The following is a 15428-nucleotide window of genomic DNA, read 5'->3' on the forward strand; positions in this document are numbered from 1 at the left end:
CGGGAATCGGGTGCTGGCCAACGCGGCGCGCACCCGAACCGTTACGCAAAATTATTTGGCTTTACGCATCTCGTCCTTGAACTGCATGAAGCTGTCGCGGGTTTTGTTCAACGTAGCGATGGCTTCTTCGGTGCCCTGGAAGCTGACCGGCTGCTTGAAGGACTTCTTCAGTTCTTCGGCATATTCCGGCTCTTCGGTGATTTTCTTCATGGTGTCGGCCATTTTCTTGACGATGGCCGGGTCGGTGCCTTTCGGGAAAGCAACGACGTAAGGCTTGTCCAGGACCAGGTCCACGCCTTGCTCCTTGAAAGTCTTGACGTCGCCCAGCAGCGCGTTGCGCTCGGCGTTAGGCTGGCCCAGGGCGGTCATCTTGCCGCTGGAAATGTAATCCTGGACCGAGCCATAGCTGATCGCACCGAGGTCGATGCGCTTGCCCAGCAAGGCAACGATTTTTTCCGAGACGGTGCCGCTGTCGACCATTTTCAGTTTCACGCCGGCGAGCTTCTCGAACATCAAGCCTTGCAGATGAGAGAAGTTACCCATCTCGGTGCCGTAGGTGATGGTGCCGGGCTTGGCCTTGGCCTTCTCGATCAGCTGGTCGAGGCTGTCGATGCCCGAGCTTTTCGCCGAGACGAACACAGCGCCCTTGTCGACGCCAGCGATGCAGGAAATATCGAACGCATCAAAACGGTCTTCGGACAGCCCCGCGACCTCGTTGACGATCAACTGGCCGGTGTGAGTAAACAGAATGGTATTGCCATCCGGCGCTGCGCTCTTGACCGCATCGGCGGCGATGGTGCCGCCCCCACCGGCCATGTTGGTGACCACCATGGTCTTGCCAGTGACCTTGGTGAAGTACTTGGCCATCATCCTTGCGTTGAAATCAGTGTCACCGCCGGCGTTGGCGATCACTACGACCTGTACCGGACGGCTTGGCCAATCGCTTGCGTCGGCGGCCATTGCCGTGCCGGCGGTCAGGCTCAGGAACGAGGCGATCAAAGAGGCGCAGAGTGTTTTCTTCATTATTGTTCTCCGGGTACAGCCATTCATTGTGGGTTTGAAGTTGAGCAGGAAACGAACAGGCCCAGCACTAACGCCAGGCGAGACTGATCGAGCGTTGAGATCGCGGAATTCGACTGCACTGGAGGGCAGGGTTTTTCGGAAGGTAAAAAAGAAGATAGCGGGCGCACGGCGATAACGCGTGGGGCCGATGGACTGCAAATTCGCTGGGCGGCAAATGTAGAAAACATGACTGCGCCTTTCGTTTTTATTATTTTTGATGTCATACGTTGTCGTATGACTCGATATCATCACCTATGCCTCACGTTGTCAACGCAGTTGTTCAGCGGCTCGCATGAATACGACGAACAGGACGGGTGAACCAGGCGTATCGAATCGTTGCTCCTTGGGCGAAGTCGGCCTGAAGTTTTTTGCTCCCAATAAAAAACCCCCTGAATTTCAGGGGGTTGGTTTTTTGAGCGTTTCGGATCCGAGCCGACAGGCTCGCTCCGTGGCCCGCGCTCCGGCCTTACTCGACCGTGACCGATTTCGCCAGGTTACGCGGCTGGTCCACATCGGTGCCCTTGAGCACGGCGACGTAGTACGACAACAACTGCAGCGGGATGGTGTAGAGAATCGGCGACAGGATGTCGTGGATGTGCGGCATGTGCACCACGTGGGTGCCTTCGCCGTTGGTCATGCCGGCCTTCTCGTCGGCAAAGACAATCAACTGGCCACCACGGGCGCGCACTTCCTGCAGGTTGGACTTGAGCTTTTCCAGCAGCTCGTTGTTCGGCGCGACCGTGACCACGGGCATGTCGTTATCCACAAGCGCCAGCGGGCCGTGCTTGAGCTCGCCGGCCGGGTAGGCCTCGGCGTGGATGTAGGAGATTTCCTTGAGCTTCAAGGCTCCTTCCATCGCCACCGGGAATTGCGCGCCACGGCCCAGGAACAGGGTGTGGTTCTTCTCGGCGAACAGCTCGGCGATTTTTTCCACGGTGCTGTCCATGGCCAAGGCTTCGCCCAGGCGGGCCGGCAGGCGACGCAGTTCTTCCACCAGCTTGGCCTCGACGCCCTCACCCAGCGTGCCACGGACCTGGCCCAGGGACAGTGTCAGCAACAGCAGGCCAACCAGTTGCGTGGTGAACGCCTTGGTCGACGCCACGCCGATCTCACGACCGGCCTGGGTCAGCAGGGTCAGGTCGGACTCACGCACCAGCGAGCTGATACCGACGTTGCAGATCGCCAGGCTGGCGAGAAAACCCAGTTCCTTGGCGTTACGCAGGGCGGCCAAGGTGTCGGCGGTTTCGCCGGATTGGGAAATGGTGACGAACAGCGTGTCGGGTTGCACCACTACCTTGCGATAACGGAACTCGCTGGCGACTTCGACCTGGCACGGAATACCGGCCAGCTCTTCCAGCCAGTAACGGGCGACCATGCCGGCGTGGTAACTGGTGCCGCAGGCGACGATCTGCACGTTGCGGACCTTGGCGAACAACTCGGCCGCCTGTGGACCGAACGCCTGGACCAACACCTGGCTCTGGCTCAGGCGGCCTTCCAGGGTGCGTTGCACCACGGCCGGTTGCTCGTGGATTTCCTTGAGCATGAAGTGGCGGAACTCGCCCTTGTCGGCGGCTTCGGCCCCGTCGCGGTACTGGACGGTCTCACGTTCCACGCTTTTGCCATCCAGGTCCCAGATCTGCACGCTGTCGCGGCGAATCTCGGCGATGTCGCCTTCTTCCAGGTACATGAAGCGGTCGGTGACCTGACGCAGCGCCAACTGATCGGAAGCGAGGAAGTTTTCCCCCAGGCCCAGGCCAATCACCAAGGGGCTGCCGCTGCGGGCCGCCACCAGGCGGTCGGGTTGTTTCGCGCTGATGACCGCCAGGCCGTAGGCACCGTGCAGTTCCTTGACGGTTGCCTTGAGGGCGACAGTCAGGTCTGCCAGGTCCTTGAGCTTGTGGTTGAGCAGATGGGCGATGACTTCAGTGTCAGTGTCCGAAGTGAACACATAACCGAGCGCCTTGAGCTGTTCACGCAGGGCTTCATGGTTTTCGATGATGCCGTTGTGCACCACCGCCAGGTCGCCGGAGAAATGCGGGTGAGCGTTACGCTCGCATGGCGCGCCATGGGTGGCCCAACGGGTGTGGGCGATGCCCAGGCGACCGAGCAGCGGTTCGGCGTCCAGCGCCTGCGCAAGCTCGCTGACCTTGCCTGGGCGACGCATGCGCTCGAGCTTCTCGTCTTGGGTGAACACCGCTACACCCGCGCTGTCGTAGCCGCGGTATTCGAGACGCTTGAGACCTTCAAGCAAGATGGCAGTGATGTTGCGTTCAGCAACGGCGCCGACAATTCCACACATGCTACTTCTCCTGGCTGACAGGCGCGCAGATCACGGTAATGCCGCGGGCCTGAATCTGATCGCGGGCCTCTACGGGCAGGCGATCATCGGTAATGAGGGTATGGACGCTGCTCCACGGCAGTTCCAGGTTGGGGATCTTGCGGCCGATCTTGTCGGCCTCCACCATCACGATCACTTCCCGGGCAACCTCAGCCATCACGCGGCTCAGGCCCAGCAGTTCGTTGAAGGTGGTGGTACCTCGAACCAGATCGATGCCGTCGGCGCCGATGAACAACTGGTCGAAATCGTAGGAACGCAGCACTTGCTCGGCCACCTGCCCCTGGAACGACTCGGAGTGAGGGTCCCAGGTACCGCCGGTCATCAACAGCACCGGTTCGTGCTCCAGTTCGCTCAAGGCATTGGCGACATGCAGGGAATTGGTCATCACCACCAGGCCCGGCTGTTGGCCGAGTTGAGGGATCATGGCGGCGGTCGTGCTGCCGCTGTCGATGATGATCCGCGCATGTTCGCGGATCCGCTTCACAGCGGCCCGGGCAATGGCGAGTTTGTACTTGGAAACGGTTTGCCCGTTATCGGCCACCAACTCCTGCGGCATCGGCACCGCACCACCGTAGCGACGCAGCAGCAGGCCATTGGTCTCCAGGGCGGCAAGGTCCTTGCGAATCGTAACCTCCGAGGTTTCGAAGCGCTTGGCCAACTCATCCACACTGACCTCGCCCTGCTCTTGGAGCAAAGCAAGGATGTTGTGACGGCGCTGTGGCGTGTTGCGTTTCGACATGGCGGCTTAAGTTTCGATTCGAAAGATAACATAAGCAATCAAAACCTATTGCGACGGTATCGTCAAGGCGCCGATAGAAAAATTCAGAAATCCCGCAAATCGAATGTGGGAGCGGGCTTGCTCGCGAAAGCGGTGGTTCAGCCAATTAATTCATTGCTGACCCAACGCATTCGCGAGCAAGCCCGCTCCCACAGAATGGGCTGTGGATAACTTCAGGGCTTCTTGATTTTCTCTGGTCGCTTCCAGCCGTCGATGTTGCGCTGGCGGGCGCGTCCGACTGCCAATTGGCCGTTATCCACATTCTGGGTCAGGGTCGAACCGGCCGCCGTGGTCGCACCGCTGGAGATATCCACAGGCGCCACCAAAGAGTTGTTGGAACCGATAAAAACATCTTCGCCTAGAACGGTTTTCCACTTGTTGGCGCCATCGTAGTTGCAGGTGATGGTGCCGGCGCCGATGTTGGTGCGCGCACCGACTTCAGCGTCACCCAGGTAGGTCAGGTGGCCAGCCTTGGCGCCTTCGCCCAGATGAGCGTTCTTGAGCTCGACGAAGTTACCCACATGGGCCCGGGCTTCCAGCACCGAGCCTGGCCGCAAGCGGGCAAACGGGCCGGCATCGCTGCCTTCGCCCATGACCGCGCCGTCGAGATGGCTGTTGGCCTTGATCACCACGCCTTTGCGCAGGGTGCTGTCCTTGATCACGCAGTTCGGGCCGATGATCACGTCATCTTCGATGACGACCTTGCCTTCGAGAATGACATTGATGTCGATGACCACGTCGCGACCTACGCTGACTTCACCGCGTACGTCAAAACGGGCAGGGTCGCGCAGGGTCACGCCTTGGGCCATCAGGCGGCGGGCGGCGCGCAGTTGGTAGTGGCGCTCCAGCTCGGCCAGTTGTCGGCGATCGTTGGCGCCCTGCACTTCCATGGCGTCCAGCGGCTGCTCGGTGGCGACGACCAGCCCGTCGGCAACGGCCATGGCAATCACATCGGTCAGGTAGTACTCGCCTTGGGCATTGTTGTTCGACAGACGACTCATCCAGTCACCCAGGCGCTCGGCCGGCACCGCGAGAATACCGGTGTTGCCCTCGGTGATCGCGCGCTGGGCTTCGTTGGCGTCTTTTTGCTCGACGATTGCCGTCACTTGGCCGTCGGCGTTGCGCACAATGCGGCCATAGCCGGTGGGATCATCCAGTTCGACGGTCAGCAAACCCAACTGCTGTGGCGCGACCTGCTTGAGCAAGCGCTGCAAGGTCTCGACTTCGATCAGCGGCACATCGCCGTAGAGAATCAGCACCGTATTGGCCGTGATGAACGGCACGGCCTGGGCCACGGCATGGCCAGTGCCCAGTTGCTTGTCCTGCAGGACGAAATTCAGGTCGTCCGCCGCCAGGCGCTCGCGCACCGCATCGGCACCATGGCCGATCACCACGTGAATGCGCTGTGGATCAAGTTGCCGGGCGCTGTGGATAACATGACCGAGCATGGAATTGCCGGCGATCGGGTGCAAGACCTTGGGCAACGCCGAACGCATGCGGGTGCCTTGGCCGGCCGCGAGGATAACGATTTCAAGAGACATGACTGGCTACCAATCCTGGGTGGTCAGCGGCTGCGACCAGGTAATGAATGTCGGGAAAAGAAAAAAGGGTAGCCGAGGCTACCCTTTTTAATCAATCGCACAGAAAGCAGACGGCTTAGCCGCTTACTTCTTGCGGATCTGCTGAAGCGTACGCAGCTGGGCTGCGGCTTCTGCCAGACGTGCAGCAGCAGAACCGTAGTCGAACTCCGCGCCTCGTTCGTGCAGGGCCTTCTCGGCGGCCTTGACGGCCTCCTGAGCGGAGGCTTCGTCCAGGTCGGCAGCACGTTGCACAGTGTCGGCAAGGACCTTGACCATGTTCGGCTGAACCTCGAGGAAACCACCGGAGATGTAATACACCTCGGCTTCCCCGCCCTGCTTGATCAAGCGGATCGGACCCGGTTTCAGATTAGTGATCAGCGGTGCGTGACCCAGAGCGATACCAAGATCCCCCAGTTCACCATGCGCAATCACCATCTCGACCAGACCGGAGAAGATTTCCCCTTCCGCACTGACGATATCGCAATGGACTGTCATAGCCATCTGATTGCCTCAACCTAAATTAGCGCCCGTTGCCGGGCGCCGGGATTACAGTTTCTTGGCTTTCTCGATCGCTTCTTCGATGCCGCCGACCATGTAGAACGCTTGTTCTGGCAGGTGGTCGTAGTCACCGTTGAGGATGCCTTTGAAGCCAGCAATGGTGTCTTTCAGGGAAACGTATTTACCCGAGGCACCGGTGAAGACTTCAGCCACGAAGAACGGCTGCGACAAGAAGCGCTGGATCTTACGAGCGCGGGATACCAACTGCTTGTCGGCTTCCGACAGCTCGTCCATACCCAGGATCGCAATGATGTCCTTCAGCTCTTTGTAGCGCTGCAGCACGTACTGGACGCCGCGAGCGGTGTCGTAGTGCTCCTGGCCGATCACGTTCGGGTCCAGCTGGCGCGAAGTCGAGTCCAGTGGGTCAACCGCTGGGTAGATACCCAGGGAAGCGATGTCACGGGACAGAACGACGGTGGCGTCCAAGTGGGCGAAGGTGGTCGCTGGCGACGGGTCGGTCAAGTCATCCGCAGGTACGTATACCGCTTGGATCGAAGTGATCGAACCTTCCTTGGTCGAAGTGATACGTTCTTGCAGAACGCCCATCTCTTCAGCCAGGGTCGGCTGGTAACCTACTGCCGAAGGCATACGGCCCAGCAGTGCGGAAACTTCGGTACCGGCCAGGGTGTAACGGTAGATGTTGTCGACGAACAGCAGAACGTCGTTACCTTCGTCACGGAACTTCTCGGCCATGGTCAGGCCGGTCAGGGCTACGCGCAGACGGTTTCCCGGCGGCTCGTTCATCTGGCCGTAGACCAGTGCCACTTTGTCCAGAACGTTGGAATCCTTCATCTCGTGGTAGAAGTCGTTACCCTCACGAGTACGCTCACCCACACCCGCGAACACGGAATAACCGCTGTGCTCGATGGCGATGTTACGGATCAGTTCCATCATGTTTACGGTCTTGCCTACACCGGCACCACCGAACAGACCGACTTTACCGCCCTTGGCGAACGGGCAAACCAGGTCGATAACCTTGATGCCGGTTTCCAGCAGGTCGTTGCCGCCCGCCTGTTCAGCGAAGGATGGCGCAGGACGGTGAATGCCCCAGCGCTCTTCGGTGTCGATCGGACCCGCTTCGTCGATCGGGTTACCCAGTACGTCCATGATCCGGCCCAGGGTCGCTTTACCGACCGGTACGGAGATGGCAGCGCCAGAGTCGACAACGTCCAGACCGCGCTTCAAGCCTTCGGTAGAACCCATCGCAATGGTACGAACGATGCCGTCGCCCAGCTGCTGCTGAACTTCCAGGGTAGTTTCCGCGCCTTGTACTTTCAGCGCGTTGTAGATGCTCGGTACGCTGTCGCGTGGGAATTCCACGTCGATAACGGCGCCGATGATTTGAACGATACGTCCGCTACTCATAGCTGGATCCTCTGAATATTTGAACCGTTAAACCGCGGCAGCGCCGCCGACGATTTCCGAGATCTCTTGGGTGATCGCAGCCTGACGCGCCTTGTTGTAGATCAGCTGCAAATCGCTGATCAAATCACCGGCGTTGTCGGTAGCGTTCTTCATCGCGATCATCCGCGCCGCTTGTTCAGCTGCGTTGTTCTCGACCACCGCCTGGTAGACCTGCGACTCCACGTAGCGGACCATCAAGCCGTCAAGCAGCTCCTTGGCATCCGGTTCGTAGAGATAGTCCCAGTGGTGCTTGAGTTCCTGTTCCGGGGTCGCCACCAGTGGAACCAATTGCTCCACGGTTGGCTGTTGCGTCATGGTGTTGATGAACTTGTTGGATACCACGGACAGGCGGTCAATCCGGCCTTCCAGGTAAGCATCCAGCATCACCTTGACGCTGCCGATCAGGTCATTGATCGACGGTTCTTCACCCAGGTGGCTGATAGCAGCGACGACGTTGCCGCCGAAGTTGCGGAAGAAAGCCGCACCCTTGCTACCAATCACGCACAGATCGATCTCGACGCCTTGTTCGCGGTTTACAGCCATGTCCTTGACCAGGGCCTTGAACAGGTTGGTGTTCAAGCCACCACACAGACCACGGTCACTGCTCACCACGACGTAACCGACGCGCTTGATAGCACGGTCGATCATGAACGGGTGGCGATATTCCGGGTTGGCGTTGGCCAGATGACCAATAACCTGGCGGATGCGCTCCGCATAAGGGCGGCTAGCAGCCATGCGCATTTGAGCCTTGCGCATTTTGCTGACCGCCACTTTTTCCATGGCGCTGGTAATTTTTTGCGTGCTTTTGATGCTCGCAATCTTACTGCGAATCTCTTTTGCGCCTGCCATGTAACACCTATCAGGTTAGCAAGCGGGAGCCTTGCGACTCCCGCTGCGGCTTACCAGGTTTGGGTGGCCTTGAACTTCTCGATACCGGCTTTCATGCCAGCGTCGATTTCGTCATTGAAGTCACCCTTCACGTTGATCTTGGCCAACAAGTCGGCGTGATCGCGGTTGAAGTAAGCAATCAGCGCTTGTTCAAAGCTGCCGACCTTGGCGATTTCAACGTCAGTCAGGAACCCACGCTCAGCGGCATACAGCGACAGCGCCATGTCAGCGATCGACATTGGTGCGTATTGCTTCTGCTTCATCAGCTCGGTAACGCGCTGACCATGCTCAAGTTGCTTACGGGTCGCTTCGTCCAGGTCAGAAGCGAACTGGGCGAATGCCGCCAATTCACGATACTGGGCCAGGGCGGTACGGATACCACCGGACAGCTTCTTGATGATCTTGGTCTGAGCGGCACCACCCACACGGGATACCGAAACACCGGCGTTCACAGCAGGACGGATCCCGGAGTTGAACATGGCCGATTCCAGGAAGATCTGACCGTCGGTGATGGAAATCACGTTGGTCGGAACGAACGCGGAAACGTCGCCAGCCTGGGTTTCGATGATCGGCAGAGCGGTCAGGGAGCCGGTCTTGCCGGTCACTGCGCCGTTGGTGAACTTCTCTACGTATTCTTCCGAAACGCGGGATGCACGCTCCAGGAGACGGGAGTGGAGATAGAACACGTCGCCTGGGTAGGCTTCACGGCCTGGTGGACGGCGCAGCAGCAGGGAGATCTGGCGGTAAGCCACTGCCTGCTTGGACAGATCGTCATAAACGATCAGCGCGTCTTCACCGCGGTCGCGGAAGTATTCGCCCATGGTGCAACCGGAGTACGGTGCCAGGAACTGCAGCGCAGGAGATTCCGATGCGCTGGCCGCCACGATGATGGTGTTGGCCAGGGCGCCGTTTTCTTCCAGCTTGCGAACCACGTTGGCGATGGTCGATTGCTTCTGACCAATGGCTACGTAGACGCAGAAAATGCCGCTGTTCTTCTGGTTGATGATCGCGTCGATCGCCAGAGCGGTCTTACCGATCTGACGGTCACCGATGATCAGCTCACGCTGGCCACGGCCGACAGGGATCATGGCATCGACAGCCTTGTAGCCAGTCTGTACAGGCTGGTCTACCGACTTACGCCAGATCACGCCAGGAGCAACTTTCTCGACCGCGTCGGTCTCGGTGTTGTTCAGCGGACCTTTGCCGTCAACAGGGTTGCCCAGTGCGTCGACGACGCGACCCAGCAGTTCCTTACCAACCGGAACTTCGAGGATGCGGCCGGTGCACTTGGCGCTCATGCCTTCGGCCAGCGACTGGTAGGAACCCAGTACAACGGCACCTACGGAGTCTTGCTCCAGGTTGAGGGCCATACCGTAGACGCCGCCCGGAAACTCGATCATCTCGCCGTACATGACGTCGGCCAGACCGTGAATCCGCACGATACCGTCAGATACGCTGACGACAGTGCCTTCGTTACGGGCTTGGGAGGTCACATCGAGCTTGTCGATGCGGCCCTTGATAATTTCACTTATTTCGGAAGGATTGAGTTGCTGCATTGCTCTGCTGCCCCTTCAAACTCAAGATTTCAATGCTTCGGCAAGTTTCGCGATTTTGCCGCGAATCGAGCCATCGATAACCAGGTCGCCGGCGCGGATTACAACGCCCCCTATCAGGGACTTGTCTTCCTCGACTTGCAGGCGCACTTCCCGGTTGAGTCGTGCACTGAGAACCTTGGCGAGTTTGTCTTGCTGTTCTTGGTTCAATGCGAAAGCACTGGTCACTTCCACGTCTACCGACTTCTCTTGCTCGGCCTTGTACAGGTCGAAAAGAGTGGCGATCTCCGGCAGAAGCAGGAGACGGTCGTTTTCGGCAACGACGTGAATGAAATTCTGTGCCTTGGCATCGAACTTGTCGCCGCACACGTCAATGAACGTGGCGGCCTTTTCTGCGCTCGTCAGTCGCGGGGCCTTGAGCACGCGCTGCATGGTGTCGTCTTGCGACACCGCTGCAGCCAGGCCGAGCATGGCTGACCAATTGGCCAGTTGCTGGTGGGCCTGAGCGTGCTCGAAGGCCGCCTTAGCGTAAGGTCGGGCCAACGTGGTCAGTTCTGCCATGATCGCCCTCGCTTAGATTTCAGCAGCCAGTTGGTTAACCAGCTCTGCGTGCGCGTTTTGATCGATTGTGGCACCCAGGATCTTCGAAGCACCGCCAACGGCCAGGGCACCCACTTGGGCACGCAGCGCGTCTTTGACACTGTTGAGTTCCTGTTCGATCTCGGCTTGAGCCTGAGCCTTCACACGGTCAGCTTCGACGCGAGCCTGTTCACGGGCTTCGTCGACAATCTGGGTACCGCGTTTCTTGGCTTGCTCGATGATTTCAGCTGCCTGAGCTTTCGCTTCGCGCAGTTGCTGACCCACTTTCTCATGGGCCAACTCCAGGTCGCGAGCTGCACGGCTGGCAGCGTCCAGACCATCAGCGATCTTCTTTTGACGTTCGTGCAATGCCGCAATGACCGGAGGCCATACGAACTTCATGCAGAACAGTACAAAAATCAGGAACGCAACGGACTGGCCAATCAGGGTCGCATTAATGTTCACGCCAACACCTCGCAGTTACGTTGTCCATCACACCAATCTACTCGAGACATCCGAGTAATTAGCCAGCGATTTGACCAACGAACGGGTTCGCAAAGGTGAAGAACAGCGCGATACCAACACCGATCATGGTCACGGCGTCGAGCAGACCGGCCACGATGAACATTTTGACTTGCAGCATTGGAACCATTTCTGGCTGACGCGCGGCGCCTTCCAGGAACTTGCCGCCCAACAGGCCGAAACCAATTGCGGTACCCAGTGCGCCCAGGCCGATCAACAGTGCAACAGCGATAGCGGTTAGACCAACTACAGTTTCCATCTTTCCTCCCGACTTTTACGTCGTATGGTTTAGGTTTTTTAGATTAAAGCGGTAAAACAAATCGTTTCTCAGCCCGGTTCGGGCTCCTTCCCGTTTGACCGGGAAGGACATCAGACTAGTCGAGACTGGCCTTAATGGTTTTCTTCGTGCGCCATCGACAGGTAGACGATGGTCAGCATCATGAAGATGAACGCCTGCAGGGTGATGATCAGGATGTGGAACACAGCCCACGCCCATTGCAGGACTACACCCAGGCCGCTGAGCCACAGCAGGCCGCTGCCGAACATCACAGCGATCAGGATGAACACCAGTTCGCCGGCATACATGTTGCCGAACAGACGCAGTGCCAGAGAAATCGGCTTGGCGATCAGGGTCACGAATTCCAACAGGAAGTTCACCGGGATCAGCAGGGCTTGAACGAGGATGTTCTTGCTGCCGAACGGGTGCAGGGTCAGTTCGCCGATGAAGCCGCCGATGCCCTTGACCTTGATGCTATAGAAAATGATCAGTGCGAAAACCGAGAACGCCATGCCCAGGGTCGCGTTCGGGTCGGTGGTCGACACGGCGCGGAATGGGATGTGTGCATCGCCGGAGATCAGGATGGCCAATTGAGGAATCCAGTCGACCGGTACCAGGTCGATGGCGTTCATCAGGAACACCCAGACGAAGATGGTCAGTGCCAGCGGTGCGATCACCGGGCTGCGCCCATGGAAGCTGTCTTTCACGCTGCCATCGACGAATTCGACCAGTACTTCAACGAAGTTCTGCAGTGCACCAGGCTGACCGGAAGTCGCCTTCTTGGCCGCCATGCGGAAAAGAAGAACGAAGATCAGGCCCAGTGCGACCGACCAGCCGAGGGTATCGACGTGGAAAGCCCAGAAGCCCATTTCCTTGGCTTCTGCTGCGGTATGGGCGAAGCCCCAGCCGCCGTTGGGTAGCTGACCGAAGGTCAGGTTCTGCAAGTGGTGCTGGATATAGCCCGAAGCGGTTGTCTCTGCCATGGTTGCCTCAAACGCCCTAAGGTCTCGAAAGTCTTGTTCTCATTAGCAGGGGAGCGAACCAGCTAACCAGTTGGGTCAGCACGAAGACGCTGAATACAGCCAGCGGCGCCAGTGGCTTCACACCTGCGAACGTCAATGCAAACAGCACTGCCGTCAAAATCAGTTTCCCCGCCTCGCCGGCATAAAAAGACCGGACGATAGCCTGGGCTGCTCGGGCGCCGGAAAACCGAAAGGCCCTGTGAGCAAAGTAAATATTGGGAAGCAAGGCTATCAGGCCTCCGCAAAGCCCTGAGTATCCGGCGACGACTCCTTTCCATTGCCAGAGCGCCAATGTGGCGATCAGTACGACGGTAAATTGAGCCATCAGAACCGGGAAAACTGCCAGACGATGGAACGGCAAGCGGTTTGGCGTGCGGGTTTCCATCGCTTTTGCTCTCCAATAGTCGGCCGCCATAATTCAATAACTTGGCATAATTTGTGCCGACAAAATGCGCGCAGAGTATAGGGGCGGTTCTGCCCCTATTCAACCTTCAGGTAGTGATTTCCGACTGCGCGCTACAAGAGCAATTGTTTCAGCGAATGTGCGCAAGAACACCTTGCAGCTCATCGAGAGAGTTATAGCCAATCACCAATTGCCCTTTGCCCTTCTTTCCGTGGCGAATCTGCACCGCAGAGCCCAGGCGCTCGGCCAGGCGCTGTTCAAGACGGGCGATATCCGGATCAGGTTTTGGTGCTTCGACAGGGGCGGGTTTACCGCTCAACCATTGACGAACCAGTGCCTCGGTCTGGCGCACGGTAAGGCCGCGTGCGACAACATGTCGCGCCCCTTCAACCTGTTGATTTTCCGGCAAACCGAGCAATGCCCGGGCATGACCCATTTCCAGGTCGCCATGGGACAGCATGGTCTTGATGACTTCCGGCAACGCAATCAGGCGCAACAGGTTGGCCACGGTCACGCGGGATTTGCCCACCGCCTCGGCAACTTGTTGCTGGGTCAGCTGGAATTCCTGCTGCAAGCGCTGCAGGGCAACGGCTTCCTCGATCGGGTTGAGGTCTTCGCGCTGGATGTTCTCGATCAACGCCATGGCGATGGCCGTTTCATCCGGGACGTCACGGACCATTGCCGGGATGGTTTCCTGGCCGGCCTGCTGGCTGGCGCGCCAGCGACGTTCTCCGGCGATGATCTCGAAGCGGCCATTGGCGATCGGCCGGACCACGATCGGCTGCATCACGCCCTGGCTCTTGATCGACTGGGCCAGTTCTTCCAGCGCCTGCGGGTCCATGTCCCGGCGCGGCTGGTATTTGCCGCGCTGGATCAGGTCCAGGGGCAGGTGCTGCAACTCGCGCTGGTCGGCCTGCACGGCCTGTTCTTCCAGCGAGCTGACAGTCGGACCGCTGAGCAGTGCATCCAGTCCACGTCCGAGACCTCGTTTCTTGACGGCCATGGGGTTTCCTTAAGTTGGCTGGGCTGCAGCGGTGCGTGGGTTGCGGCGCTGACGGCGAACCATCTCGCCCGCCAGGGCCAGGTAAGCCAACGCACCACGGGATTGTTTGTCGTAGGCCAGGGCCGGCATGCCGTAGCTCGGGGCTTCGGCCAGACGGATGTTTCGCGGGATGACGGTGTCGTAGAGCTGCTCGCCGAAATGTTCCTTGAGCTGGGCCGAAACGTCGTTCATCAGGCTCAGGCGCGGGTCGTACATGGTTCGCAACAGGCCTTCGACCTTCAGTTCCGGGTTCAGCAGTTCGGCGATGCGCTTGATGTTATCCACAAGGTCGCTCAACCCTTCCAGGGCGAAGTACTCGCACTGCATGGGGATAATGACCCCATCGGCGGCCACCAGGGCGTTGAGGGTCAGCATCGACAGCGACGGCGGGCAATCGATCAGGATGTAGTCGTAGTTTTCCCGGATCGGCGCCAAGGCGCTGCGCAGGCGGCTTTCCTTCATCTGCATTTCCAGCAGCACCACTTCCGCCGCCGTCAGGTCGCGGTTGGCCGGCAGCAGTTGATAACCGCCATGTTCAGAGAAGTGCATGGCCTGGCCCAGATCGCATTCGCCGATCAGGACGTCGTAGATGGAATTTTCCAGGCCATGCTTATCCACACCGCTGCCCATGGTGGCGTTGCCCTGTGGATCGAGATCGATCAACAGCACCCGGCGCTTGGTCGCGACCAGGGATGCTGCGAGGTTGATGCAGGTGGTGGTCTTGCCCACACCACCTTTCTGGTTCGCTATCGCGAATACCTTAGCCATTCTTGCTTGTGTTCCCAATCATGCCGTGCGGCGCAGTATCAGCAGATGGCGTTGGCCTTGGCAACCGGGTACGGCCAAGGCGTGTTCGCTATCGAGGTGGAAGTCTGCCGGCAATGCTACCAGCTCATCGGCCGGATGAACGCCCTTCATTGCCAGCCAGCGCGTATTGGTATCGCCCAGGTGGCGAGTCCAGTTGCTGAAGTTCTCCATGCTGCTGAACGCCCGGGAGATGATCCCGTTGAACGGCTCGGCAGGCTGGAACGCTTCGACGCGGCTGTGGATAACTTGCAGGTTATCCAGTTTGAGTTCGAGTTTGACCTGGGTCAGGAAGCGGGTTTTCTTGCCGTTACTGTCCAGACAGGTCACTTGCGAGTCGGGAAACAGGATTGCCAGCGGGATCCCCGGCATGCCGCCGCCACTGCCGACATCCAGCCAGCGACCGTTTTCGATGAAGGCCATGACACTGAGACTGTCGAGCAGATGCCGCGAGACCATTTCATCCGGATCGCGTACGGCGGTCAGGTTGTAGGCCTTGTTCCACTTGATCAACAGCGCCAGATAGCCCAGCAATTGCGCGTGCTGGGCTTCGGTCAGGCTGACACCGAGCTGACGGGCACCTGTGGATAACTCTTCAGCGTGTTGCGAGGTGACCAT

General features: G+C 58.9%; 16 protein-coding genes. All 16 read right to left on the reverse strand.

Annotation, left to right across the window (positions count from 1 at the left end):
• Positions 1-51: 51 nt before the first annotated feature.
• Positions 52-1023 carry a tripartite tricarboxylate transporter substrate binding protein gene (locus HU767_RS02680; RefSeq protein WP_186728439.1) on the reverse strand — a complete coding sequence of 324 codons (972 nt, stop codon included), beginning with the start codon at positions 1021-1023 and terminating at the stop codon, positions 52-54.
• 505 nt (positions 1024-1528) lie between these two features.
• Complete coding sequence (glmS, locus tag HU767_RS02685; RefSeq protein WP_186728440.1) at positions 1529-3361, reverse strand: glutamine--fructose-6-phosphate transaminase (isomerizing); 1833 nt, start codon at positions 3359-3361, stop codon at positions 1529-1531.
• A gap of 1 nt (position 3362) precedes the next feature.
• The gene (locus tag HU767_RS02690) at positions 3363-4139 is read right to left on the reverse strand and encodes a DeoR family transcriptional regulator (RefSeq protein WP_060739917.1); all 777 of its coding nucleotides are present in this window, start codon (positions 4137-4139) and stop codon (positions 3363-3365) included.
• A 212-nt stretch (positions 4140-4351) separates the two neighbouring features.
• Complete coding sequence (gene glmU, locus HU767_RS02695) at positions 4352-5719, reverse strand: bifunctional UDP-N-acetylglucosamine diphosphorylase/glucosamine-1-phosphate N-acetyltransferase GlmU (protein WP_186706463.1); 1368 nt, start codon at positions 5717-5719, stop codon at positions 4352-4354.
• A gap of 123 nt (positions 5720-5842) precedes the next feature.
• The gene (locus tag HU767_RS02700) at positions 5843-6259 is read right to left on the reverse strand and encodes a F0F1 ATP synthase subunit epsilon (protein ID WP_186706462.1); all 417 of its coding nucleotides are present in this window, start codon (positions 6257-6259) and stop codon (positions 5843-5845) included.
• A gap of 45 nt (positions 6260-6304) precedes the next feature.
• Positions 6305-7681, reverse strand: coding sequence for a F0F1 ATP synthase subunit beta (atpD, locus tag HU767_RS02705; RefSeq protein ID WP_014340987.1), 1377 nt, complete (start codon positions 7679-7681; stop codon positions 6305-6307).
• A gap of 27 nt (positions 7682-7708) precedes the next feature.
• A complete protein-coding gene (atpG, locus tag HU767_RS02710) occupies positions 7709-8569 on the reverse strand; it encodes a F0F1 ATP synthase subunit gamma (RefSeq protein ID WP_014340988.1) in 861 nt (286 codons plus the stop codon).
• A 50-nt stretch (positions 8570-8619) separates the two neighbouring features.
• Positions 8620-10164 (reverse strand): F0F1 ATP synthase subunit alpha, encoded by a 1545-nt coding sequence (atpA, locus tag HU767_RS02715; RefSeq protein ID WP_003207093.1) that lies wholly within the window; start codon positions 10162-10164, stop codon positions 8620-8622.
• Positions 10165-10185: 21 nt separating this feature from the next.
• Complete coding sequence (locus tag HU767_RS02720) at positions 10186-10722, reverse strand: F0F1 ATP synthase subunit delta (protein WP_003207094.1); 537 nt, start codon at positions 10720-10722, stop codon at positions 10186-10188.
• Positions 10723-10734: 12 nt separating this feature from the next.
• Positions 10735-11205, reverse strand: a complete 471-nt coding sequence (locus HU767_RS02725) for a F0F1 ATP synthase subunit B (RefSeq protein ID WP_003187193.1) — start codon at positions 11203-11205, stop codon at positions 10735-10737.
• A 58-nt stretch (positions 11206-11263) separates the two neighbouring features.
• Positions 11264-11521 (reverse strand): F0F1 ATP synthase subunit C, encoded by a 258-nt coding sequence (gene atpE, locus HU767_RS02730; RefSeq protein ID WP_003097235.1) that lies wholly within the window; start codon positions 11519-11521, stop codon positions 11264-11266.
• Between the two features lie 131 nt (positions 11522-11652).
• A complete protein-coding gene (atpB, locus tag HU767_RS02735; protein WP_039593180.1) occupies positions 11653-12522 on the reverse strand; it encodes a F0F1 ATP synthase subunit A in 870 nt (289 codons plus the stop codon).
• 16 nt (positions 12523-12538) lie between these two features.
• Positions 12539-12946, reverse strand: coding sequence for a F0F1 ATP synthase subunit I (locus HU767_RS02740; RefSeq protein ID WP_014340990.1), 408 nt, complete (start codon positions 12944-12946; stop codon positions 12539-12541).
• 148 nt (positions 12947-13094) lie between these two features.
• The gene (locus tag HU767_RS02745; protein WP_053126822.1) at positions 13095-13967 is read right to left on the reverse strand and encodes a ParB/RepB/Spo0J family partition protein; all 873 of its coding nucleotides are present in this window, start codon (positions 13965-13967) and stop codon (positions 13095-13097) included.
• Positions 13968-13976: 9 nt separating this feature from the next.
• Entirely contained in the window at positions 13977-14774 is a 798-nt protein-coding gene (locus HU767_RS02750; protein WP_003187199.1) for a ParA family protein, read from the reverse strand.
• Positions 14775-14792: 18 nt separating this feature from the next.
• On the reverse strand, positions 14793-15428 hold the full coding sequence (gene rsmG, locus HU767_RS02755) for a 16S rRNA (guanine(527)-N(7))-methyltransferase RsmG (protein WP_186706512.1): 636 nt from the start codon (positions 15426-15428) through the stop codon (positions 14793-14795).

The organism is Pseudomonas sp. SWRI179 (assembly GCF_014268705.1).
Classification (GTDB): domain Bacteria; phylum Pseudomonadota; class Gammaproteobacteria; order Pseudomonadales; family Pseudomonadaceae; genus Aquipseudomonas; species Aquipseudomonas zanjanensis.